The organism is Pantoea sp. OXWO6B1, assembly GCF_001641135.1.
Lineage (GTDB): Bacteria > Pseudomonadota > Gammaproteobacteria > Enterobacterales > Enterobacteriaceae > Pantoea > Pantoea allii.
This window is the reverse complement of the sequence record NZ_LWLR01000001.1, coordinates 2,703,312-2,727,222: the sequence shown is the minus strand read 5'-3', so window position 1 is coordinate 2,727,222 and position 23,911 is coordinate 2,703,312. Positions and strand designations below refer to the sequence as shown.

Annotated in this window: 22 protein-coding genes; 13 read left to right on the top strand and 9 right to left on the bottom strand. The window is 51.6% G+C overall.

All coding sequences use genetic code 11. The features are described from left to right. Positions 1–52: 52 nt before the first annotated feature. Positions 53–1,009, bottom strand: coding sequence for a galactofuranose ABC transporter, galactofuranose-binding protein YtfQ (gene ytfQ / locus A6A26_RS14970; RefSeq protein ID WP_063879460.1), 957 nt, complete (start codon positions 1,007–1,009; stop codon positions 53–55). Positions 1,010–1,675: 666 nt separating this feature from the next. Here ytfQ and ydgT point away from each other — a divergent pair. From ydgT to nth, 9 genes are all read left to right on the top strand, one after another. Then, entirely contained in the window at positions 1,676–1,891 is a 216-nt protein-coding gene (gene ydgT / locus A6A26_RS14965) for a transcription modulator YdgT (protein WP_063879459.1), read from the top strand. Positions 1,892–1,994: 103 nt separating this feature from the next. Then, a complete protein-coding gene (locus A6A26_RS14960) occupies positions 1,995–2,438 on the top strand; it encodes a DUF2569 domain-containing protein (RefSeq protein WP_063879458.1) in 444 nt (147 codons plus the stop codon). Between the two features lie 123 nt (positions 2,439–2,561). Next, on the top strand, positions 2,562–3,143 hold the full coding sequence (gene rsxA, locus A6A26_RS14955) for an electron transport complex subunit RsxA (protein ID WP_013025663.1): 582 nt from the start codon (positions 2,562–2,564) through the stop codon (positions 3,141–3,143). Then, on the top strand, positions 3,143–3,721 hold the full coding sequence (gene rsxB / locus A6A26_RS14950) for an electron transport complex subunit RsxB (RefSeq protein WP_063879457.1): 579 nt from the start codon (positions 3,143–3,145) through the stop codon (positions 3,719–3,721). Before rsxA ends, rsxB begins: the two co-directional genes overlap by 1 nt. Next, positions 3,714–6,419: an electron transport complex subunit RsxC gene (gene rsxC / locus A6A26_RS14945; RefSeq protein ID WP_063879456.1), complete on the top strand. Its 2,706-nt coding sequence runs from the start codon at positions 3,714–3,716 to the stop codon at positions 6,417–6,419. Before rsxB ends, rsxC begins: the two co-directional genes overlap by 8 nt. After that, a complete protein-coding gene (gene rsxD / locus A6A26_RS14940; RefSeq protein ID WP_063879455.1) occupies positions 6,420–7,478 on the top strand; it encodes an electron transport complex subunit RsxD in 1,059 nt (352 codons plus the stop codon). It begins immediately after the preceding gene. A 3-nt stretch (positions 7,479–7,481) separates the two neighbouring features. Continuing rightward, positions 7,482–8,114: an electron transport complex subunit RsxG gene (gene rsxG / locus A6A26_RS14935; RefSeq protein WP_063881170.1), complete on the top strand. Its 633-nt coding sequence runs from the start codon at positions 7,482–7,484 to the stop codon at positions 8,112–8,114. Continuing rightward, entirely contained in the window at positions 8,107–8,811 is a 705-nt protein-coding gene (locus A6A26_RS14930; protein WP_063879454.1) for an electron transport complex subunit E, read from the top strand. The genes rsxG and A6A26_RS14930 overlap by 8 nt, the downstream gene beginning before the upstream one ends. Continuing rightward, positions 8,808–9,440: an endonuclease III gene (nth, locus tag A6A26_RS14925; protein ID WP_063879453.1), complete on the top strand. Its 633-nt coding sequence runs from the start codon at positions 8,808–8,810 to the stop codon at positions 9,438–9,440. The genes A6A26_RS14930 and nth overlap by 4 nt, the downstream gene beginning before the upstream one ends. Before the next feature lie 73 nt (positions 9,441–9,513). On the opposite strand, the gene A6A26_RS14920 is transcribed toward nth, so the two are convergent. Next, the gene (locus A6A26_RS14920; RefSeq protein WP_063879452.1) at positions 9,514–10,212 is read right to left on the bottom strand and encodes a CTP synthase C-terminal region-related (seleno)protein; all 699 of its coding nucleotides are present in this window, start codon (positions 10,210–10,212) and stop codon (positions 9,514–9,516) included. Positions 10,213–10,809: 597 nt separating this feature from the next. Between A6A26_RS14920 and dtpA the strand changes: the two genes are divergently transcribed. Further along, entirely contained in the window at positions 10,810–12,294 is a 1,485-nt protein-coding gene (gene dtpA, locus A6A26_RS14915) for a dipeptide/tripeptide permease DtpA (protein WP_063879451.1), read from the top strand. Positions 12,295–12,447: 153 nt separating this feature from the next. Beyond that, on the top strand, positions 12,448–13,053 hold the full coding sequence (gstA, locus tag A6A26_RS14910) for a glutathione transferase GstA (protein ID WP_063879450.1): 606 nt from the start codon (positions 12,448–12,450) through the stop codon (positions 13,051–13,053). A 37-nt stretch (positions 13,054–13,090) separates the two neighbouring features. Here the strand turns inward: gstA and pdxY are convergent, their stop codons facing one another. The 5 genes from pdxY to A6A26_RS14885 all read right to left on the bottom strand — a co-directional run bounded on the left by pdxY (position 13,091) and on the right by A6A26_RS14885 (position 17,703). Further along, the gene (gene pdxY, locus A6A26_RS14905) at positions 13,091–13,951 is read right to left on the bottom strand and encodes a pyridoxal kinase PdxY (protein ID WP_063879449.1); all 861 of its coding nucleotides are present in this window, start codon (positions 13,949–13,951) and stop codon (positions 13,091–13,093) included. 56 nt (positions 13,952–14,007) lie between these two features. Beyond that, positions 14,008–15,282 (bottom strand): tyrosine--tRNA ligase, encoded by a 1,275-nt coding sequence (gene tyrS, locus A6A26_RS14900; protein WP_063879448.1) that lies wholly within the window; start codon positions 15,280–15,282, stop codon positions 14,008–14,010. 138 nt (positions 15,283–15,420) lie between these two features. Next, entirely contained in the window at positions 15,421–16,077 is a 657-nt protein-coding gene (pdxH, locus tag A6A26_RS14895) for a pyridoxamine 5'-phosphate oxidase (RefSeq protein ID WP_063879447.1), read from the bottom strand. A gap of 24 nt (positions 16,078–16,101) precedes the next feature. Continuing rightward, positions 16,102–16,416 (bottom strand): MliC family protein, encoded by a 315-nt coding sequence (locus tag A6A26_RS14890; RefSeq protein ID WP_063879446.1) that lies wholly within the window; start codon positions 16,414–16,416, stop codon positions 16,102–16,104. Between the two features lie 369 nt (positions 16,417–16,785). Then, positions 16,786–17,703 carry a LysR family transcriptional regulator gene (locus A6A26_RS14885; RefSeq protein ID WP_063879445.1) on the bottom strand — a complete coding sequence of 306 codons (918 nt, stop codon included), beginning with the start codon at positions 17,701–17,703 and terminating at the stop codon, positions 16,786–16,788. Between the two features lie 92 nt (positions 17,704–17,795). Here A6A26_RS14885 and A6A26_RS14880 point away from each other — a divergent pair, with 92 nt between their 5' ends. Further along, positions 17,796–18,290 carry a GNAT family N-acetyltransferase gene (locus tag A6A26_RS14880; RefSeq protein WP_063879444.1) on the top strand — a complete coding sequence of 165 codons (495 nt, stop codon included), beginning with the start codon at positions 17,796–17,798 and terminating at the stop codon, positions 18,288–18,290. Between the two features lie 400 nt (positions 18,291–18,690). Here the strand turns inward: A6A26_RS14880 and A6A26_RS25545 are convergent, their stop codons facing one another. Beyond that, positions 18,691–18,828, bottom strand: a complete 138-nt coding sequence (locus A6A26_RS25545; protein ID WP_156506670.1) for a hypothetical protein — start codon at positions 18,826–18,828, stop codon at positions 18,691–18,693. Between the two features lie 770 nt (positions 18,829–19,598). Between A6A26_RS25545 and lldD the strand changes: the two genes are divergently transcribed. Further along, positions 19,599–20,762: an FMN-dependent L-lactate dehydrogenase LldD gene (gene lldD, locus A6A26_RS14870; protein ID WP_063879442.1), complete on the top strand. Its 1,164-nt coding sequence runs from the start codon at positions 19,599–19,601 to the stop codon at positions 20,760–20,762. 894 nt (positions 20,763–21,656) lie between these two features. Here the strand turns inward: lldD and A6A26_RS14865 are convergent. After that, positions 21,657–23,576: a methyl-accepting chemotaxis protein gene (locus A6A26_RS14865; RefSeq protein WP_063879441.1), complete on the bottom strand. Its 1,920-nt coding sequence runs from the start codon at positions 23,574–23,576 to the stop codon at positions 21,657–21,659. Positions 23,577–23,911: the final 335 nt, after the last annotated feature.

Genomic DNA, 23,911 nt, shown 5'->3' with positions numbered 1-23,911 from the left:
TGTCAACTCCGCACTACATCATAGAAAGCCGCCCCGAAGGGCGGCCTGCGGCTTAGTAACCCATGTTCTTTTTCTTATCTAACTCTGCCTGCGCGTCAGCAGGTAAAAAGAGTTTTGATTCTGTTCTGATAATTTTTGGCGGTAAGGTGCCGTCTTTTTTGAATTTTTCCAGTGCATCAAATGCCGGGCCGGCCATATTTGGCGTTAACTCCACGTTGGCATTGGCTTCGCCTGCCAGCATGGCTTTATAGATGTCTGGCACACCGTCAATGGAACCGGTAAGGATATCTTTACCCGGCTTCAGACCGGCTTCTTTAATCGCCTGGATAGCACCGATGGCCATGTCATCGTTATGGGCATAAACCATGCAAATGTTTTTGCCGTTATTCTCTGCTTTGATGAAGCTTTCCATGACTTCTTTCCCTTTACTGCGGGTAAAGTCGCCAGACTGAGAACGAATGACCTTGATATTCGGATGACCGCTGATCGCTTCAGCAAAGCCTTTCTTACGATCGATGGCAACGCTGGCACCCACGGTGCCCTGCAGCTCTACGACGTTACACTTCTTGTCGCCCACGGTCTTAACCAGCCAGTCACCGATAAGCTTGCCTTCCAGCACGTTATCCGCCGTTACCACAGCCTGATACAGCGAGTTGTCTTTAACAACAATGGCGCGGTCCAGAAGGTAAACCGGAATTTTGGCGTCTTTTGCTTCTTCCAACACCGGTTCCCAGCCCGTCTGAACGACAGGTGCGATAAAGATGGCATCAACACCCTGAGCAATAAAAGAACGTACAGCTTTGATTTGGTTCTCTTGTTTCTGTTGTCCATCGGCAATTTTCAAATTAATGCCGCGTTTTTTTGCTTCGCTTTTTGCCACGTTGGTTTCAGCCGAGCGCCAGCCGGATTCTGAACCTACCTGCGAGAATCCCACCGTCATTTCCGCCGCTAACACTGAGCCACTTAATGCGGCGCTGACCAGCGTGGTCAGGAGTAAACGTTTCCACATAGTTTTTATTCCTCTGAAGGGCGTTTGCTGTATAGGGTAAAGTGCCTGTAAAGACTGACGTAAAAAACGCTGAATTAGGGCGACATGCTTCACAAAATCGAGCTATTTAAAGGAGTTACGCTCTTGGTGGCGGCAAATCTGGCGAGGCATTATGGACAAAACGCCTGTTTATTTTTTCAACATATGCTAAATAAATGTAATAAACAGAATCGCTTAAGTGTGACGCAGTTGAAAACGATTACAGGGAGGCGTACATAATGAGTTATGGCATTTATTCGCCCACAAAAAGTGTATTTTGTGATTTCCAGCACATCGCCAGGCGGGCCTGTATATCGAATGAAACGATTCCGCTATAAGCGTTTGTTGAGGGTTTAGTGTCTTTATCTTCTTCAGGTCACGCAAACCGGTATTAACAACAGCGGATTTGTGCATATAAACAGATAAAAAGTTACCTGGTCTCTTTAGCGTAACAGGCATAACATCTGTTTAACGCCTGACCCGATAACGGCAACGCCTGTTACTCAGGACTAAAGTCGTTAAAAATGTTGTTTAGCGAGCAATCTCTCACGATTGTCTGATTTTGGCTTTTTTTACGCCCTGGCGCTGGACACAGTCCGGTGTCTCCCTATACTTGGCATTCTTTCACCCTCATTCGTTATGACAAAAATGACTGCGCACGATTATCTTTTAAAATTTCGCAAAGTGAACAACCTCGATAGTCTTGAAAAACTGTATGACCATCTGAATTATTCGCTTTCTGACGATATCGACATTATCAATATGTACCGTGCCGCCGATCATCGACGTGCAGAGCTGGTGTCCGGTGGTCGTCTGTTTGATCTGGGCTGCGTGCCTAAGTCGGTATGGCGCTACGTCGTCTGATACTGCCGTGAATGACGTTTATTGATACATCGTCATATTGGTTCCCTTCGGTCTTAACATGCTATTCTGAGCCGCTTCCAACGTTGAGACAGGATTAACCGCAATGAACACACAGGATGCCGCACCACGTATTGGTGGCTGGCTTTTGCTGCCGCTGGCATGGTTATTGATGACGCTGCTGACCACGGCGCTGGTCATGGCGATGTATCTGACGCCGCTGTTTGATGCGCAATGGCGCGCCACCCTGTTTAACCACAGTTCACTTGTCACCAGCTACTGGGCCATTTCGCTGTTTACCGCGACGCTGCTGTGGGCTTACAGCATGTGGGTCGTCTGGATATTCTTCAAACGCTCTTACCGGCTGCCGCGCCACTATATCGTCTGGCTGCTGATTACCGTTCTGCTGGCCATAAAGACCTTTGCTTTTACGCCGGTGTCTGACGCCCGCGCCTTGCAGACGCTACTGCTTTCACTCGCGGCAGCGGCGATTTTTGTGCCCTATTTCAAGCGCTCGGAACGGGTTAAAGCGACGTTTATCCAGCGGTGATGCCCTGATTATCGTCAAAAGTTTAATCCTGAGTGCGGTTGCCCGCAGGCAATGTTGTGTCACAGTTGTGATACAACGCGTTATCAATGATAATAAGCCGCTTTGTGGCAATCAGGCGAAAAAATGACCGATTATCTCCTCCTTTTTGTTGGTACTGTGCTGGTGAATAACTTCGTGTTAGTGAAGTTTCTCGGCCTGTGTCCCTTTATGGGCGTTTCCAAAAAGCTGGAAACGGCCATTGGCATGGGCCTCGCCACCACATTTGTTATCACACTGGCCTCCATTTGTGCATGGCTGGTGAACCACCTTATTCTGGTGCCGCTGGACTTAGTGTATCTGCGGACCATGGCCTATATCCTGGTGATCGCCGTGGTCGTGCAGTTCACCGAAATGGTGGTGCGTAAAACCAGCCCGTCGCTCTATCGACTGCTGGGTATTTTCCTGCCCCTGATTACCACCAACTGTGCCGTGCTGGGCGTGCCGTTGCTGAGCGTTAATCTCAACCATACCTTTTTGCAGGCGGCGCTGTATGGATTCAGCGCGTCGCTGGGTTTCTCACTGGTTATGGTGCTGTTTGCCGGTATGCGTGAGCGTCTGGTGCTGGCGAACGTCCCCGCGCCGTTCAAAGGAAACTCCATTGCGCTGATCACCGCGGGTCTGATGGCACTGGCCTTTATGGGCTTTACCGGTCTGGTGAAATTCTGATGAGTGCGATTTGGATAGCTGTTGCTGTATTGAGCGCCCTGAGCCTGGTCTTTGGCGCGCTGCTGGGTTACGCCTCGCGACGCTTTGAGGTGGAAGAAGATCCGATTGTCGAACAAATTGACGCCATTCTTCCGCAGAGCCAGTGCGGTCAGTGTGGTTATCCCGGCTGTCGTCCCTATGCTGACGCGGTGGGAAATAACGGTGAAGCCATTAATAAATGTGCGCCCGGCGGCGAACAGACCATGCTTAAACTGGCGGCGCTGCTCAACGTGGAACCGCAACCGATTGACGGTGACGAAGACGCCAAAGCGCCGGTGCGTACCGTGGCGTGGATTGACGAAGCAAACTGCATTGGCTGCACCAAATGTATTCAGGCCTGTCCGGTTGATGCCATCGTCGGCGCAACGCGCGCCATGCACACCGTGCTGAGTGATGTCTGTACGGGCTGCGACCTTTGTGTGGCGCCCTGTCCTACCGACTGTATTGAGATGCGTCCGGTTGCCACCACCACGGCCAACTGGAAATGGGATCTTGAAGCCATTCCTGTTCGGGTGATCCCGGTAGAGAGTCATGCTTAATCTGCTCAATTTTTTCAAAAAAGATAAGGTCTGGGATTTTCAGGGCGGCATTCATCCGCCGGAAATGAAAACCCAGTCCAACGGCACGCCGCTTGCCGAATTGCCGCTGCCGCACCGGTTTATTATTCCGCTTAAGCAGCATATTGGTCATGAAGGTGAGATCGGTGTCTCGCCGGGCGATAAGGTGCTGCGTGGTCAGGCGCTGACGTTTGGCCAGGGCAGAATGCTGCCGGTGCACGCGCCAACCTCTGGCGTGATTGAAGCGATTGGCCCGCACATGACGGCTCACCCGTCTGGCCTGTCTGAACTGTGCATTTTCCTGACGCCTGATGGTGAAGACCGTTGGATCTCGCTGGAACCGTTGCCGGACTATCGCCAGCACGAACGTGCCGCCATCCTGAAACGCATTCATGACGCCGGCATCGCGGGTCTGGGCGGCGCGGGCTTCCCAACCGCCACCAAACTGAAAGGCGGCTTGCGCGGCGTTAACACCCTGATTATCAATGCGGCGGAGTGCGAACCCTATATCACCGCTGACGATCGTCTGATGCAGGACTACGCAGCCGAAGTGCTGGAAGGCAGCCGTATTCTGGCCTGGGTATTACAGGCAGAACGGGTGTTAATTGGCATCGAAGATAACAAGCCTGAAGCTATCGCCGCACTGAAACAGGCGCTGGGTGGCGAGCGCGATCTGCAGATTCGCGTTATCCCCACCAAGTATCCGTCTGGCGGTGCCAAGCAGCTCACCAAAATTCTGACCGGCAAGGAAGTTCCGCATGGCGGACGCTCCACTGATATCGGCGTGCTGATGCAAAACGTCGGGACGGCCTGGGCGGTAAAACGCGCCATTATCAATGGCGAGCCCATTACCGAGCGCGTAGTCACCCTGACCGGTGAGGCGATTGCCCAGCCGCGTAACGTCTGGAGCCGCTTAGGCACGCCCATCAGTCATCTGTTACATCAGGTCGGTTTTCATCCCTCGCCACGCCAGATGGTTATTATGGGTGGCCCGCTGATGGGCTTTACCCTGCCATCACTGGATGTGCCGGTCGTAAAAATCACCAACTGCATTCTGGCCCCGTCCAGCACCGAAATGGGCAATGACGAACAGGAGCAATCCTGTATCCGTTGCTCTGCCTGTGCTGACGCGTGCCCGGCTAAACTGCTGCCGCAGCAACTTTACTGGTACAGCAAGGGCGGCGATCACGATAAAGCCCGCGCGCATCACATCGATGACTGTATTGAGTGCGGTGCCTGCGCCTATGTCTGTCCCAGCAATATCCCGCTGGTCCAGTATTATCGTCAGGAAAAAGCCGAGCTGCGGGCTATCGACCTGGAAGCCAAACGCACACTTGAAGCCAAAGCGCGATTTGAAGCGCGTCAGGCCCGACTGGAACGGGAAAAACAAGCGCGTGAAGCGCGCCATGCTGAAGCGAAACAGCGCGTGGCCCGTAGCGACAGTGGTGAACTGGCCGCGGCGAAAGCGCGCGCCAAAGCGCAGCAAGGTGTTGAAAGTGAAGAGGCCGTCGCCGAGGCTCGCCACGCTCAGGCACGTTTACGCCAGGCCGAGGCGCAGGCAGAAACTCAGGCGCTGAGCCGTCAGGCCACCGATCCGCGTAAAGCGGCTGTTGAAGCCGCTATTGCGCGTGCTAAAGCAAAAAAATCAGCCGTGTCTGATGCGCCAGAAACTACCGAAGAGGTGGCGGAAGATCCACGCAAAGCGGCGGTCGCTGCCGCCGTCGAACGCGCCAAAGCCAAAAAAGCCGCTCAGGCTGCGGCTGCGGACAGTGCTGATGCGGCGCAGGACGCCCCGACGACGGAAGAAGATCCTCGTAAAGCGGCAGTCGCTGCCGCCGTCGAACGTGCCAAAGCCAAAAAAGCCGCGCAGGCTGCGGCGGCGGACAGTGCTGACGTGGCGCAGGACGCCCCGAGGGAAGAAGACCCACGCAAAGCGGCTGTGGCTGCCGCCGTCGAACGCGCCAAAGCCAGAAAAGCCGCGCAGGCTGCGGCGGCGGACAGTGCTGACGTGGCGCAGGGCGCCCCGACGGAAGAAGACCCTCGCAAAGCCGCAGTCGCCGCCGCCGTTGAACGCGCCAAAGCCAGAAAAGCCGCTCAGGCTGCTGCTGCGGACAGTGCTGTCGTGGCGCAGGACGCCCCGACGGAAGAAGACCCACGCAAAGCGGCAGTCGCCGCTGCCGTTGAACGCGCCAAAGCCAGAAAAGCCGCGCAGGCTGCGGCGGCGGACAGTGCTGACGTGGCGCAGGACGCCCCGACGGAAGAAGATCCGCGCAAAGCGGCAGTCGCCGCCGCCGTTGAACGCGCCAAAGCCAGAAAAGCCGCTCAGGCTGCTGCTGCGGCGGACAGTGCTGATGCGGCGCAGGACGCCCCGATGACGGAAGAAGACCCACGTAAAGCGGCAGTCGCTGCCGCCGTCGAACGTGCGAAAGCCAAAAAAGCCGCTGCCGCACTTGCCCGGGCAGAGGCCGCCTCGCGGGATGCAGCACTGGCGGCTACGGAGGCGCACCAGGACGTCGAGCAGGCAGAAATGGCACAAGAACAAGCCAATAATGCGAATGCCGAAGCCGAACAGGCACCTGAACTTGAGCACCCCACGGATGCGCGCAAAGCCGCTATTGCGGCAGCCATCGAACGTGCCAAAGCGCGTAAAGCGCAATCGACATTGACACCTGAGGAATAAATGGCTTTCCGTATAGCAAGTTCACCTTATACCCATAACCGTCGCAGCACCGGCAACATCATGATGCTGGTTGTGTTGGCTGCCCTGCCGGGCTTTGCGGCACAGTGTTATTTCTTTGGTGTTGGCACCCTGTTGCAGGTCATTCTGGCCTCGCTGACCGCATTGCTCACCGAGGCGGCAATACTGCGTCTGCGCAAAACGCCGGTTGCTGCCAATCTGGCCGATAACTCAGCTTTGCTGACGGCGATTCTGTTGGGGATAAGCATCCCCTCTTTGGCCCCCTGGTGGCTGGTAGTTATCGGTACGATCTTTGCCATTGTGATCGCCAAACAGCTGTACGGCGGACTGGGACAAAACCCCTTTAACCCGGCGATGGTGGGTTATGTGGTGTTACTCATCTCGTTTCCGGTGCAGATGACCAGTTGGATGCCGCCGGAATCGCTGCAGATGATCAAACCGGGGATGCTGGATTCGCTGAATATGATCTTTACCGGTCATACCCTGGCGGGCGACACCTTGCAGCAGTTGCAGCTCGGGGCCGACGGCGTGAGTCAGGCGACACCGCTTGATACGTTTAAAACCGGCCTGCGCGCCGGACACAGCGCAGAGCAACTGCTGGCTCAGCCTATTTACAGCGGCGTGCTCGCGGGTCTCGGCTGGCAGTGGATTAACCTGGGTTACCTGGTTGGCGGCCTGTTCCTGCTGTGGAAAAACGCCATTCGCTGGCATATCCCGGCCGCCATCTTGCTGTCTCTCGCCTTCTGCGCGACGCTGGGCTGGCTGTTTTCGCCCGCCTCACTGAACAGCCCGATGATTCACCTGTTTTCCGGTGCGACGATGCTCGGGGCGTTTTTCATTGCGACCGATCCGGTCACCGCATCGACGACCGATCGTGGTCGTTTGATCTACGGTGCCCTGATCGGATTGCTCATCTGGCTAATTCGTAGCTTTGGCGGTTACCCGGACGGCGTTGCTTTCGCCGTATTGCTGGCTAATATATGCGTACCGCTGATTGACTATTACACTCAGCCGCGTGTTTACGGCCATCAAAAGGACTAAATGATGCTGGACACGATACGCAAAAATGGCGTGACGCTGGCGTTGTTCGCCGCCATCACAACCGGCGTTACCGCCATTGTGAATACGGTAACCAAGCCCACCGTTGAGCACCAGACGCAGTTACAGCAAAAAAATCTGCTGGATCAGGTGGTGCCAACCGATATGTATGATAACCACATTCAGCAGGAATGTTACGTTGTCACTGATGCGGCGCTGGGGAATGCCAGCCCTCATCATCTGTACCTGGCGCGTAAAGGCAATCAGCCTGTCGCTGCCGCTCTGGAAACAACGGCACCCGACGGCTACTCTGGTGCTATCCAGATGCTGGTCGGGGCGGACTTTAACGGCAAGGTCCTGGGCGTGCGCGTGATTGAACATCATGAAACGCCAGGCCTGGGCGATAAAATAGAGCTGCGTATTTCTGACTGGATCAACAGTTTTAATGGCAAAGTAGTAACGGGCCCGGACGATAAAGCGTTTGCCGTTAAAAAAGATGGCGGCGAATTTGATCAGTTTACCGGTGCCACGATTACACCCCGTGCCGTCGTCAATGCCACCAAACGGACGGCATTGTTAATTGAAACCCTTAAGGGAAAACTCTCTTCGTTACCCGAGTGTGGAGACGCAAATGAGTGAAGCTAAAAACCTGCTGGTAGGCGGGCTATGGAAAAACAACTCGGCGCTGGTTCAGTTGCTGGGCCTGTGTCCGCTGCTGGCGGTGACCGCCACCGCCACCAATGCGCTAGGGCTTGGTCTGGCGACCACGCTGGTGCTGACCCTGACCAACAGTTTTATTTCCGCCTCGCGCCGTTGGGTGCCATCGGAAATTCGTATCCCTATCTACGTGATGATCATTGCGTCCGTGGTGAGCTGTGTTCAGATGCTGATCAATGCTTATGCTTACGGCCTGTACCAGTCGCTCGGCATTTTTATTCCGCTGATCGTAACGAACTGTATCGTGGTGGGACGGGCCGAGGCTGTCGCGTCGAAAAGCAGTATTCCCCTTGCCGCGCTTGATGGTTTTGCCATTGGCATGGGCGCGACCTGCGCGATGGTGGTATTAGGTTCCCTTCGGGAAATTATTGGCAGCGGAACATTGTTTAACGGCGCGGACCAGCTTTTAGGCCCGTGGGCCAAAGTGTTGCGCATCGAAGTGATCCACTTTAATTCGCCGATGCTGTTGGCCATGTTACCGCCCGGCGCATTTATTGGTCTGGGCATGATGCTGGCGGGTAAATACCTGATCGATCAGAAAATGAAGCAGCGGGCGCTGCGCCGTGCTGAAGAGCAGGCCCTTGCCGCACCGCAAGGCACGACCGGAAACGCCGTGTGAACCAGACAAAACGTACAGAGATTCTCAGCCGTCTGCAGCAGGCTAATCCCCATCCGACGACCGAGTTGCAGTTTAGCTCGCCGTTTGAATTGCTGATTGCGGTACTGCTCTCGGCCCAGGCGACTGACGTCAGCGTCAATAAAGCCACCGCAAAGCTCTACCCGGTCGCCAATACGCCCGCCGCGATGCTGGCGCTGGGCGTGGATGGCGTTAAGGAATACATCAAAACTATCGGCCTGTTTAACAGCAAAGCAGAGAATGTGATTAAGACCTGCCGCATTCTGCTGGAACAACACGGCGGTAACGTACCAGAAGACCGTGCCGCGCTGGAGGCGCTGCCCGGCGTGGGCCGTAAAACGGCAAACGTGGTGCTTAATACTGCCTTTGGCTGGCCCACCATCGCTGTGGATACGCATATTTTCCGCGTCTGCAACCGAACGAATTTTGCCCCCGGCAAAAACGTCGAACAGGTTGAAGAAAAGCTGTTGAAGGTGGTGCCGAAGGCGTTCAAAGTTGACTGTCATCATTGGTTGATTCTGCACGGTCGTTATACCTGCGTCGCCCGCAAGCCGCGCTGTGGGTCCTGCCTGATTGAAGACCTGTGCGAGTATCCTGATAAAGTCGAATAGGCCGATATCCTGCCTGATAAACAGCCCCCGACTGAGAGAAGCCTGTGGAGACACAGGCTTTTTGCTTTTTGATCTAACGCTGCTTCAGCGCCGCCTGCATCCAGGCAATCACCAACGGAGAATCCTTGTTCTGTAATGCGGCGCGCTCAGACTGGAACAGCGTGGCGACATAAAAAGGGTGATCGGTCAGTTCTATGCCACGCACATCACCGTCCAGATCCCAGGCCGTAATCCGCAGGTTGCTGCCTTCCAGCGCCGTGATGAATGCCGGGTTAACGCCAAAGTTACAGTGATATCCTTCGTCACTGGATAATCCCCCGTCGGCCCTGGCAATGCGCGTATCGGGTGCAAAAGTGACCTCACCGCGCTGCTCCACCAGCGAGCAACTTAACGGCGCAATGACCATCCGCCCTTCATCATGGGTTTCGGCATGATTTGCATCGTGCCAGCCAAGTGCGTTGCGCGCATAGTCGATAACGGCATACTGGAAACCGCCACAGGAGCCCAGAAAAGGTTTGCCGCTTTCCCGCACGTCGCGCAGCATGCTGTATACGCCTTCATCATTTTTATAGGGGCTGCCCGGTACCAGCCAGACGGCATCGCTTTGCCTGATGGCGGATAAGTCGCCCAGCTCAGGCGTAGCAACCCACTGCGGGTCACTATCGATAGCGAGAAAGTCAGCGGCACGGGCAAGCGCCAGAGGAATGGCCTGATGTGCAACGGCTTCTGGGCGGTAGTCGCCCACCAGCGCGAGACGTAAAGGTAACGGCATAGCGAAATCCTTGTTAAGGAAATAATGATGCTACGTTAAGGTTAATTTTCTGTCGAGCATTCGGATACTTTCGCGCCCTGTTCAGACAGAATTACTGAAGCTTCACAGGCATTATTTCCGCTGGAAACCTTTTTTCTCTCTATGAATTAACATCGATAAATGTGACCTTAATCAACATTTTCACGCCTTTGCGGGTCATTTCCGCCATAATCCGCAGACTATTTCATCAAATCGGCTTCAGAACCTGCATTTTAGCCAGATTATCCTGATGAAATATCACATTTCGATGTAAAGCTCGGCGCAACGCTCTTTTAGCAGTTAATATCATTATTAACGTTCTGATAACCACCAGGTGGCGATGTTATTTTGTAAAATCGACTTAAACCATAACAAAATGCTAATTAATAATATTTATTTAGGTTTTAACGCCAGATAACCGGTTTCCCGCAGAAGGTAGAAAAGGCTTGCCCTGTCGCCTTTATTCAGCCAAATTAGTCGCCGTTTTTCCCATCTAATAAAAATCTGGCCCATGGTCCGATCACATGGCGCGGACTTAATTCCTGTCGCGACACAGGATATGAAATAACAGAGGTACAAGTGTCAACTGCAAACAAACACACCGACGAGGCGGTCAGCCTTAATGCATTTAAACAGCCTAAAGCGTTTTATCTGATCTTTACGATCGAATTATGGGAACGTTTTGGTTATTACGGCCTGCAGGCCATCATGGCGGTTTACCTGGTCAGGCAACTGGGGATGTCAGAGTCCGACTCTATCACCCTGTTCTCCTCCTTTAGCGCCCTGGTTTATGGTCTGGTCGCCATCGGCGGCTGGCTGGGCGATAAAGTTCTGGGCACCAAACGCGTTATCGTGATGGGCGTGCTGGTGCTGGCAATAGGTTACGCGCTGGTGGCCTTCTCGGGCCACAACGTCAGCGTGGTGTATATTGGTATGGCAACCATCGCCGTCGGAAGTGGCTTATTTAAAGCTAACCCCTCTTCGCTGCTCTCTACGTGTTATGACAAAGACGACCCGCGCATTGATGGTGCATTCACCATGTTTTATATGTCCATCAACATCGGCTCGCTGTTTTCAATGATGCTGACCCCATGGTTAGCAGAGAAATACGGCTACAACGTGGCGTTTTCGCTGTCGGTGGTTGGCCTGGTCATTACACTGCTTAACTTCCTGTTCTGTAAACGCCTGGTGAAAGACTTCGGCTCCAAACCAGACTTTGCGCCACTTCAGTTCGGCAAACTGCTGATGACCCTGGTGGGGATTGTGGTCCTGATCGCCCTGGCAAACTGGATGCTGCATCATCAGTCGATCGCCCGTGTGCTGTTGGGCCTGATCGCGCTGGGCATCTTTGTCATCTTTGCCAAAGAAGCCTTTGCCCTGCGTGGTGCAGCGCGCCGTCGTATGATTGTGGCCTTCCTGCTGATGGTAGAAGCCATCGTGTTCTTCGTCCTCTATATGCAGATGCCAACGTCGCTTAACTTCTTTGCCATTCGCAACGTTGAGCACACCATTTTTGGTATCACCTTTGCCCCTGAGCAATTCCAGGCGCTGAACCCGTTCTGGATTATGCTTGCCAGCCCAATTCTGGCCGCAGTCTATAACAAGCTGGGCGATAAACTGCCCATGCCACATAAGTTCGCCATCGGTATGGTGCTGTGTTCGGCGGCCTTCCTGGTGTTACCGGTTGGCGCGAAGTTTGCCAGCGACGCGGGTATCGTGTCCGTTAACTGGTTAATTCTCAGCTATGGTCTGCAGAGCATCGGTGAACTGATGATTTCCGGTCTGGGCCTGGCGATGGTGGCGCAGCTGGTTCCTCAGCGCCTGATGGGCTTTATTATGGGCTCATGGTTCCTGACGACGGCTGGCGCAGCAGTGATTGCCGGTAAAGTCGCTAATCTGATGGCGGTCCCTGAAAACGTTACCGACCCGCTGATCTCTCTGGCCACCTACGGCAAAGTGTTCCAGGAGATTGGTATTGCTACCGCGGTCATTGCCGTGCTGATGATGATAACCGCGCCGCTGCTGAATCGTATGACCCAGGATACGGCAGCCGACAAAGTCTGATTGACCTTATGCCTTTTGATCAAAACCGGGCCTGGCCCGGTTTTTTTGTTTTTGTCGCCGGTCAATTTCCGGTGAATGCCGCATTCTTATTACTGGCAATTCCGCGTCAGGCGATTACTATGCAAACACGATTCGCAATATGGTGACCTCGTTATGAAACTGTTTTGTAAAGCTGGTGCCTGTTCCCTTTCACCGCATATCGTTATGCGTGAATGTGGTCTGGACTTCACCCAGGTTAATGTCGATCTGCAAACTAAGCTCACCGAACGCGGTGAAGATTTTCGCCAGATTAATCCCAAAGGCCAGGTGCCGGCACTGCAACTGAGTGATGGCAATGTGTTGACCGAAGGCGGGGCCATTGTGCAGTATCTGGCCGATCTCAAGCCCGACCGTCACCTGCTGGCGCCGGTGGGAAGCCTGACCCGTTACCATACGATTGAGTGGCTCGGCTATATTGGCAGCGAGTTACACAAGAGCTTCTCTCCGCTGTTCCGCAACGATGCGCCAGAGGAGTACAAAGCCCTGGTACGTCGCCAGCTGGAAGCGAAATTTGCCTGGGTGAACGGTGAACTCGAAGACAAACAGTGGCTGATGGGCGTGCATTTCAGCGTCGCGGATGCCTATTTATACGTGGTGACCCGCTGGGCGAAAGCCCTGAGTCTGGACCTGGCAGCGCTGGATCACCTGCAACGCTGGTTTGAACGCGTTGCAGAGCGGCCGTCGGTACAGGCCGCGCTTAAAGCGGAAGGACTTAACTAATATGAAAAGGGCCTTACCGGCCCTTTTCTTTACAGCTTCACAGCTTCTCAGCCGGGAAAGCGTGCGTCGGTCGGGCGATGGCGTCCTGCGCGGCAACCAGCTGCAGTTCATACTCACCCATTTCATGCGTTTTCAGCATCACTTCATAGACCGCCGCCGTCACGTGTTCCAGTGCAGCCTGTAGCGATAGCCCGTGCAGCAGATCGACCAGCAATAAGCCGCTGGTTAAATCGCCCACGCCCACCGGCTGACGAACGCCAAAATCCACCAGCGGACGGCTGATGTGCCAGGCTTCATCGGCGGTAACCAGCAGCATCTCAAAACGGTCACTGCGGCGTCCTGCGCGCGCCAGATGCTTAATCAGCACCACTTTCGGCCCCTGACTTATCAGCATACGTGCCGCGTCTACGGCCGATTCCACGCTGGTTACGGTGCGTTCGCTGAGCATTTCCAGCTCCAGCAGGTTCGGCGCGATGATATCGCTGGCGGGTAACGCCATCTTGCAGTGGAACTCGGCTACGCCGGGCGCGACGATACAGCCTTTCTCCGGGTGCCCCATCACCGGGTCGCAAAAATACCAGGCTTCCGGATTCGCGACTTTCACCTGACGCACAATTTCCAGAATCTTTTCGCCTTGTTCGGCCGATCCCAGATAACCGCTTAATACCGCATCACAGGTTTTCAGGCGGTCAATATCGGCGATGCCTTTAACAATGTCGGTTAAATGCGTGGCCGGCATAACAGTACCGGTCCAGTGTCCATATTGCGTATGGTTAGAAAACTGCACGGTATTCAGCGGCCAGACGTTCACACCCATACGGCGCATCGGGAACTCTGCCGCCGCGTTACCCGCGTGACCAAACACCACGTGCGACTGAATTGCTAAAACGTTTTTCACTTTTTTGCCCTGTAGTGCCTTGCCATAAAAAAGGGCCGGAAACCGGCCCTGAAAGGTTACTGCCAGTTAATCAGGCAATAATGTTTTTTACCGCGACGCAGCAGCGTAAAGCGGTTAAACAGCTTATCGCTGTCGCTAAAACGGTATTCGGCATCAGACTGCTTTTCGCCATTCAGCGACACGGCATTCGACCCGATCATAGTGCGCGCCTGACCGCGTGAAGGCACCAGCTCAGCTTTGACCAGCGCCTGTTGCAGATCGTCCTCGGCACTCAGCGTGATGGTCGGCATACCGTCCTGGGCCAGCTGTTCGAAGTCGGCCTCTGTCATATCGCTTAACGCGCCAGAGAACAGGCTCTCGGTAATACGTTTTGCCGCCGCCAGGCCGTCTTCTCCATGCACCAGGCGCGTGACCTGCTCAGCCAGCACATACTGTGCGCGCGGCGCGGTTCCGCTGTTTTTATCTTCTTCTTCCAGGGCATTAATCTCGTTGATGCTCAGGAAAGTGAAGAATTTCAGGAAGCGGTAAACATCCGCATCGGCGGTGTTGATCCAGAACTGGTAGAACTTATATGGACTGGTTTTCTTCGCATCCAGCCAGACCGCGCCGCCTTCGGTTTTACCGAACTTGGTGCCGTCCGATTTGGTGATCAGCGGGACGGTCAGACCAAACACCTGATTCTGGTGCAGACGACGCGTCAGATCGATACCGGAGGTGATGTTACCCCACTGGTCAGAACCACCGATCTGCAAGGCGACGCCGTGCAGCTCGTTCAGACAGGCGAAGTCGTAACCCTGCAACAGGTTGTAGGAGAATTCGGTAAACGAGATGCCCTGATCGTCACGGTTCAGGCGCTGTTTAACCGCTTCCTTGTTGATCATCTGGTTAACAGAGAAGTGTTTACCGATGTCGCGCAGAAAGGTCAGCACGTTCATATTGCCAAACCAGTCATAGTTGTTGGCGGCAATCGCACTGTTGGCCCCGCAGTCAAAGTCCAGGAAAGGTGCGACCTGGCTGCGAATTTTTTCTACCCACTCACCCACGGTTTCGCTGGTATTGAGTTTACGCTCTGCGGCTTTAAAACTGGGATCGCCAATCAACCCCGTTGCGCCGCCTACCAGCGCAACCGGTTTGTGCCCGGCATCCTGAAAACGTTTAAGGCAGAGTAGCGGTACCAGATGGCCCAAATGCAAGCTGTCAGCAGTGGGGTCAAAGCCGCAATAGAGCGAAATTGGCCCTTGCGCCAGTTTCTCGACTAACGCGTCTTCATCCGTCACCTGGGCGATCAGGCCCCTCTCTTGCAATTGTTGTATCAGGTTACTGCTGGTCATCACTGACTCCAAATTGATCAGGCTGCACCTATGCTGGTACACAGCTTTCCGCTGAGTTGCGGAAGGAAAAAATTAAGGGCTATAGCATAAAGCGCTGACGCCTTCTGTGCCAGCGCTGATGAGGGGGAAAGCGCAGTTTTAAGGGGCGAGTCGGTCAATTTTCCAGCCGTCGTGATCCCGCTGATAAAGGAAACGATCGTGAAGACGATGTTCGCCCCCCTGCCAGAATTCCATAGTGCTAAATTTCACCCGATAACCGCCCCAGAAACTGGGTAGCGGTACATCACCCTGCTGGAATTTTTGCTTCAGCTCCAGAAACTTGCCTTCCAGCACGCCACGGGCAGAAATCCGTCTTGACTGTTTGGAAACCCAGGCACCGATCTGACTGTCACGCGGACGGCTGCTGAAATACTTTAATACCTCCAGCGGCGACAGCTTCTCAACCTCGCCTAAAACCATCACCTGTCGCTCCAGGAAGTGCCAGGGAAAATGAAGCGAAATACGCGGATTATGACCAAGCTGCTGTGCTTTGCGACTGCCCAGATTGGTGTAAAACACCATGCCCTGCTCATCGAAATGTTTTAACAGCACAATGCGTTGATAAGGCTGTCCATGCTCGTCCACCGTGGCCACTGTCATGGCGGTGGGATCAGGCAGTTGCGCCTCGCAGGCCTGCTTTAGCCAGCTTTCGAACAGCGCCAGCGGATTATCGGGTAAATCTTTGCGACGTAGCCCACCCCGTGTGTATTCACGGCGCAGATGGGCAATAGTTTGTAGCATGTCACTGTCACTCATGATGCACACTCACTCCGGTAAACGTTAACTGGCCGGTTGCAATTCGCAATCGTTTACAACGATCTTATCATTACGCTCAATGAACGCGCCGTTCCCTTTAGACCAGAAAACGTAGTTACCGTCGCTATACCGTGCGCCGGACGCAGAAACCGTTTGCGTCAGCGTCAGCGGCTTGCCATCCATAATAAAGCTGACCTGCTGTTTGGCATTATCCAGGGTGACGGTAAGGGGCAAGGTGCCACAGCGGTAATGCAACGTTTCTGGTGCTGGTGGAGCCTTGTGCATCAGGCTGCAGCCCGACAGCATGACCACGGCGGCAACGGTTAATCCTTTTAACATCAGCAATTCTCCTGTAGGGAAAGCAGGTAATGGGGCCTTCTGCTTTGTTAGGTGTTTTTGACCTTGCACCGGATAGCGCCTTACGCGCGCTCCGGCCTCTCAGGGCAATTTAACCGATGATAGCCTGGGCATCAGCAAAAGTTTTTAAACAAGTCGGCAGAATGAGGAAGAACGGGGGGTGAAAGCACCGCCGCCCTGCCGGGTGAGCAGTTGTGTTTAATGTCAGCCAAGGAGAGTGTTTAAAGACGTGAAGTGATTACAGGTGATGAATGTCCGCTGTAAGCGAAAAGCGGACTTTCAGTCTTTGTAATCTGCAACTACTTCAACGTAATAATAATTAAGAAGACTTATAATTACGATTTTTCGCATTCATTGTACTAAGTTAACCTCTTTCGCCAGCTGTTTAAATACCGACTTAAGCCAGTTAGTTGCATCTCTTTTACCGCTCCTTTTATGCGAATAAATCTTCACTTCAAAGGAGGGTATCTCGAACGGGGAGCAGGTCACCGGGAGCAGTTTCTCTGCGGCGAGACGGGGAATAGCCATCAGCAGGTCGCTTTCCGCAACAATAAAGGGCGCGCTGAGCATGGATGGCGTTTTAATCGCTATTTGCCGTATATAACCCATCGACTCAAGCTGTAGATCCAGAACACTTCGCTTTTCATTCCAGGGCGTCACAATCAAGTGCCGGGCAGCGAGATAATCTTCCAGCGTAAGCTGCGTTCGGTTTTTGTTACTAATGACGACATATTCATCTTCGAACCAGGTAAGTTCTTCCAGTTCGGGATGTCGAATCTCATCTGGTGTGCTGAACCCAAGCGCCAGGCCTACTTCGCCCGCCAGCAGCTCTGTCAGCGCCGGACTATGTGGCAAATAGACTAACTCAAAGTGCAGACTGGGCGCTTCCTGCTGCAATTTATGCATCAGGGCAGGGAAAACACAGAGCGCGGTAAAATCTGTTATCGCGATCTGAAAACGCGCTGTGCTCGTTGAGACTTCAAATTTTGGCTGCGGAGTCAGTTGCTGATTGAGGTCGTTCAGCGTTGACGCGATAGAAGGCGCAAGCTGGACGGCATACACGCTGGGACACATACGGTGACCTTCTCGAAAAAATAATGGGTCATTAAGCGTGATGCGTAGCCGTGAAAGCGCATGACTCATTGCCGATGTGCTCATTGCCAATTCATCCGCAGCCAGGCGAACTGAACGGTGGCGATAAATCGCGTCAAAAATTGGCAGAAGGTTTAGATCAAGACGTCTTAGCGCTGAATGCATAATATTCACCATTTAGTGATTTCATTGCACTTAATTCCTTAAACAATAATGCTTATGCTTGGCACCATCAATATCGATACTATCCAAAGGTCACAGGAAAACTAATGAGTATCACGATTCGCCCAGCCCGCCCGGAAGATGCAACAGCAATTTACGATATGATCTATGAACTGGCTATGTATGAAAAGGCGCCAGAAGAAGTGGTCACCACACCAGATGAGATCCGGGAAACACTGTTTAGTGCAGGCAGTAAAACCGAAGCGTTAATCTGTGAAAGTAAAGGTAAAACTATAGGGTATGCCGTTTTCTTCACCCGTTATTCCACCTGGCTTGGACGTAACGGTATTTATATGGAGGATTTATACATTACTCCTGATTATCGGGGAAAAGGCGCGGGAAAGGCACTGTTGAAAAATATTGCGCAATCAGCTGTCAAACGACAGTGTGGCCGACTGAAATGGAGTGTACTTGACTGGAACCAGCCAGCCATTGATTTTTACCTTAGTATTGGCGCGTTGCCGCAATCTGAATGGGTACGCTATCGTCTTGATGGCGAGGCACTGCTGAAATTTGCTGAACAAACATCGCCGTTTTATTGACAACATCCGGCTAATGCGAGGTTTAACTTTTGATCCTGGATTGGCTAAAAATCATTTTCCATGTCCGCTTCTGGCACAGAGCGGACATGCTGACTGAGCTGAAGGTCCGCTATGAGCGAGAAACGGACATTTGCCAACTACAGAACCAGCAGTAACATGCGATAATCGTCTGAAACTAAGTCAGCCTGACATGAGTGACAGATTTTAAAAAAGTGTGTGACAGTCAGCGCCTATTTCAGAATTTCATGCGCTTCGTTATCACACACTATCAATATAGTTGCACTATTTAGTGGTTCCGCTTCTTCAGCTATTTATCTGAAGAACTTAGACATAAGTATTTATGTTATCAATTTAGAAAATTTTGGCATAGATACGGTAAGTATAAATAGCCTGAGAATGTTTAAACCAATTCTCTGAGCATTGCTGCATCAAAACCTTTTAACATGCCGACATTTCCCTCACGTATTTTTTTAACCCAGTCAGAGTTGCTAATGAGAGCTCGTCCCACTGCAATTAAGTCAAACTCATCACGTTCCATTGCGCCCGCCGGGAATTTGATATAAGCCAGCCAAATTTTGAGTAAACATTAAAAATCTTGCACAACTGGCCTCAACAACTGCTTTGAATTAATAACTCAAGCTTAAAAAAAAGCTTCATGGAGAGGGGTTAATAGCACTTTTGCTGGTTGATTTGAGGTTAATTTCCGCTTCTGGCACGGAGCGAACTCATCAACAGACCGATGTCTGCTATGAGCGAAAAGAGGAAATTCGCGTTTGTCATTACTTCTGTGATGCCGAACTAATATGAACATATGGTAACTTTCAGGAGGCTGGTCATTCGTCTAAAAACACTCGGAATAGACCTCCTGCAGATAAGATTTTCAATATGTATACAGCAGGAGTCAGTAGATATTCTGAACATTAATGTGGGAATACTTAAGCCGGAGTATGTTAAGTTTCGAGGAATATGTCAGATCATCACAATGGAGTGTGCATTTCACTCAGGGCCACTTTCGAACACCATATGTCCTCCCTGATGCTGTAGTAGTGCCCGGAACGTAATCAAATCCCACCCTTGATGTTGGGTGTTGCACTCTCGGACGAGAAGCTCCCCCCCGTAAGCACTGATAAATTCATTGAATACGTCTTCTTATGTATCGCCGGAAAAATAATCAGATTCAAACTCAAGGCATTCCTAAAAGGCATGATTTCGGTTCTAAAAATTCATTTCTGTAAAGGTTTTACGAAGCATATAGTTTTTCTGTATTCAGACCATTTACCTGATTCTATTAAATAAGGAAAAGATAAAATGATAGTTTCATCGCCCGCTGATTATCGTGAAGCTGCACGTATGCGCATCCCACGATTTCTCTTTGATTACATTGATGGTGGGGCTGTGGCAGAAAATACAATGAATGCCAATGCTTATGAACTGTCATCCGTAGCTCTTCGCCAGCGGGTTCTTTGTGGAGTCGGTGAAACTAATCTGTCCACCAAAATACTTGGGTCATCATGGTCCTTACCCATAGCATTAGGTCCTGTTGGAGCTACTGGCATGTATGCCCGTCGTGGGGAAGTCAAGGCAGCTCGGGCTGCATCTAAAACAGGTATTCCCTATACGCTTTCTACCGTATCAGTTTGTTCTATTGAAGAAGTTGCGAGCCATGCATCTGGAGAACTCTGGTCGCAGCTTTATGTGCTTAAGGATCGCGGATACATGCGCAATGCGCTTGAGCGTTCGTGGGCCGCAGGTATGAAGACTCTCGTGTTTACTGTAGATATGCCCATACCTGGCTCCAGATACCGTGACAAACGTTCCGGAATGTCTGGACCGATGTCGACGCTTAGGCAATATGTACAGGCGTGCATTCACCCTCGATGGGCTCTGGATGTCGGGCTGAGAGGCCGTCCCCTGTCTTTTGGTAATATTGAGGCTTATACCAGGCATAAGATGAAGATGGCCGACTATATGGGATTCATCAGCAGCAATTTTGATCCATCTATCACCTGGAAAGATCTGGAGTGGATTCGCGAAAGCTGGCAAGGGAACCTAATCATTAAGGGAATTCTTGAGCCTGAGGATGCACGTAATGCAGTAAGGCTTGGCGCTGATGGTATTGTCGTTTCTAATCACGGCGGAAGGCAGTTGGATGGCGCAGTTCCAACAGCAAGAGCTCTGCCTCGTGTGGCAGATGCCGTTGGAGACGATCTCACCGTATTAGTGGACTCTGGTATTCGGTCTGGCGTTGACGTTATCCGCATGCTTGCTCTTGGGGCGAAAGGAGTTTTACTGGGGCGTGCGTACATTTATGCTCTTGCCGCAGCCGGAGAAGAAGGAGTAGAACATTTACTACGGCTGTATGCTGAAGATATGAAAGTGACGATGACACTGACAGGTGCAACATCTCCTGCAGACATAAACTCGGGATGTCTTGACCGCTTAGAGAAAGAATTACTTACGTTACAAAGATGACCTTTTGAGCTGTACTATCACCAAGCTGATATCGGGCGAGGTCGTGCTGTTTAGATGCCTCGAATTGTATAGCAACAGAATACAGAAGTTGATTCTACGCTAAAAAAAAGTCCGGCCTCACAAGTGTGGGCAGTGCTTATAAGCTAAATCAGGGTCAGCGCCTCTTGTCAGGCTGGCCCTTCGGCAGTCTACACAATCTTAATCCAGCATCGTATTTGCATAGCGTCATAAAGGAGTTCCGCCTGTAACCAAATACCGAGCCATATGAGTAACTGGGCTGATGCAGAGCAGATTCAGCGATGATGGGCACGATGCTGGTCCATCTAATTCCGGTAAACCGTGCGATAGTCGTAACGCCGCATGGCACAGGGTTTTATCGCTCATCCTAAATAGTGCCGTGCTTTCTGCGCTTTCCGCAGCGAGGTGGATTCACTAAAGAAGGTGCAGATAAGTCATGGGTGAACATGGAAAGAAATCATCCTCTGACGACTCAGCGTTTCAGAGTTGTGCGACCATAATCAAACTCCCGGAGGTGTGAAGTATTTGATTATTGCCCGTCAGGAACGAAAAGTGGTGACTGTCCAGAAGCCACTCTTGCCTCTTTTAAAGAATATTTTACTCAAAATAATTACCGAATTTACAAATTCTGTTTTCCATTATCCCAAATTTTATAGCAGAAAAGCTTATTGAGTTTATCATTTAATTTTTGTGCGAATAGCAGAATCATAATCATCAAAAAACTTACGGCGTTTCGCCAGTAAAAATGTAGACTGCCTGGAAGTTTTTGTAATCACTCACAGATAACTTCTGGCAGGCCTTAACGAGTTGAGCGGTATGCCAGGTGCAGTTTTCAAAGCACCTGACAGGTTTATAAAGCCGCATATATGCTAAATGCTAAAATGTTTCCCAGTTGGAAGATGATGGTCTGGCTGACGCCGGAGCCAGCGAACGGCCTGTAATTACCGGCATTCTGGTTGGTATCAGTGACCCGGAAGACGGCAAACGGAATATGGAAACCGTTTTTTCAAGTTCAAGTGCCTGCTCTTCCAGACTGCTCGCCGCTGCAGAAGACTCCTCAACCAGTGCAGCATTCTGCTGTGTTGTGGTGTCCATCTCGGTCATCGCCTGTGCAATCTGGCTAATTCCCCGGTCTTGTTCATCAGAAGCAGCGGCAATTTCGCTCATAATGTCCCTGACCTGCGATACGGACCGGACGATGTCTTCCATCGTACCGCCGGCACGATTAACCAGCTCAGTGCCGTCATTAACTCTGTCAAGGGACTCGCGGATTAGCGTTTCTATTTCTTTTGCTGCAAGCGAGCTTCGCTGAGCCAGATTTCTTACCTCTCCTGCCACAACGGCGAAGCCCCGCCCCTGCTCACCAGCGCGCGCTGCCTCAACTGCGGCATTAAGTGCCAGGATATTAGTCTGAAATGCGATGCCATTAATGACGGTAATAATTTCACCAATCCTTCCCGAGCTATGGTTAATTTTTCCCATAGTGGAAATAACATCGCTGATGATTTCTCCTCCGCGGCTGGCGTTTAAAGAGGCTTCAGTTGCCAGCTGGCTGGCATGATGTGCGTTTTCTGCGTTCTGTTTTACGGTTGATGTCAGCTCCTCCATGCTGGCAGCTGTCTCCACAACGGCTGCAGACTGCTGTTCTGTGCGAGATGAGAGGTCAGTATTACCTGCGGCAATCTCAGAAGATGCACGGGCCACTCCGTTCACTCCGTCCCTTACCCGGACAATGATGTTGCGAAGGCTATGGTTCATGGTACCTACCGCAGTCATCAGTTGTCCCAGCTCATCGCCTCGGGTGCTGGTGATTTCTGAGGTCAGGTCACCCTCAGCTATACGTTGTGCTGAGGAAAGCGTCTCTCTGAGTGGTACGGTGATGCTGCGGGTCATTCTCCAGGCGACCAGCAGGCTGAGAATAATACAAGTGAGCGTGGTGAAACCAATCTGCCAGAGTGCCGTGTTGATGAACGTAGCAGCCATCTGCGTCTGAAAGAAAGCCAAATCTTTCATCGCCGTGTCGAGTTTTCCCGCGACTGCTGTCATTTCATCTGAAGCCAGTTTTTCCGCCTTCACTGCAAGAAGATAGTTGTTTAGAAGGGGGATGCTCAATGAGGCTTTTTTCTCAACAGCCACCAATAATTCGGTGACTTCAGTATCAGAAACGCCCTTAAGGCTGTTAATCAACCGAGGGAGTTCGTTCTTGATTTCGCTGAATTTATCCAGCGAGGAAGCGACCGGTGCTTCAATCAATTCTTCAACAGATAATGCCGCCTGACTTAGTTTAAGGCTGAGAGAAATTAATGCCGTAACAGACTCTGCAGGTACTGATGCCTGCCGTAGACTAAGTTTGTCCGCCATTTGGGCAAAGCTCAGTGCTTTTAACTCATCTAATGACAGGGCTGACTGACTGGCGTTTGAAAGAAAACCCTCGCGTATGTGATTGTATTTATTGAAAAAAAACTCAAGACTGGATAGCTTCTCACTTCCTGCTGTAGACCAGGTGAACTCATCAAGCTTATTTTTCAGAGACGATAGCTGGGTCATGGCCTCTTTGTTTAGTGTGATGAATTTTTCATCACCGGTGTATTGAAAAAGTGTACGGTTTAGCCTTGCTTTCGCAAGCGAGTCAAGCATCTCTACAGTAATATCACGCTTGGCAGAGTTTTCGCGAATTTGTAAAAAACAGCGAAATGCCAGTGTTGAGATGACTGCCGCAGCCAGTATAACCAGCAGAAAGCCCAGAAATAATTTTCCGCCTATTTTCAAATTAGGTACTTTTTTTATATTTTTCATAAAGGAATCCCTGTGTTGGCTAATACTCCGAGCACTTAATTTCCTCAGAGTTATCATCTAATATCGGCATGAGTAATTTAATTTCCATGTTTATTTTTCTAAATCCAGCTTAAATGTTGTGATTATTTGATTTCAGTCACACTTAGTGTTTTTTATTTTAGTAACATGCGCGCTAATCATTACTTCACCAATCATTCACCATCTAATCTTTAATTATCATTGAGAATAATTACCCTTTAATTACAAGTAGTTAATCGTTTTTTTATTTATGGGAGCAGAAAATTGAATCCTTAAGAAATTATTAGTTTTTTCTTCCCTTGGCAATGTATTGCCTG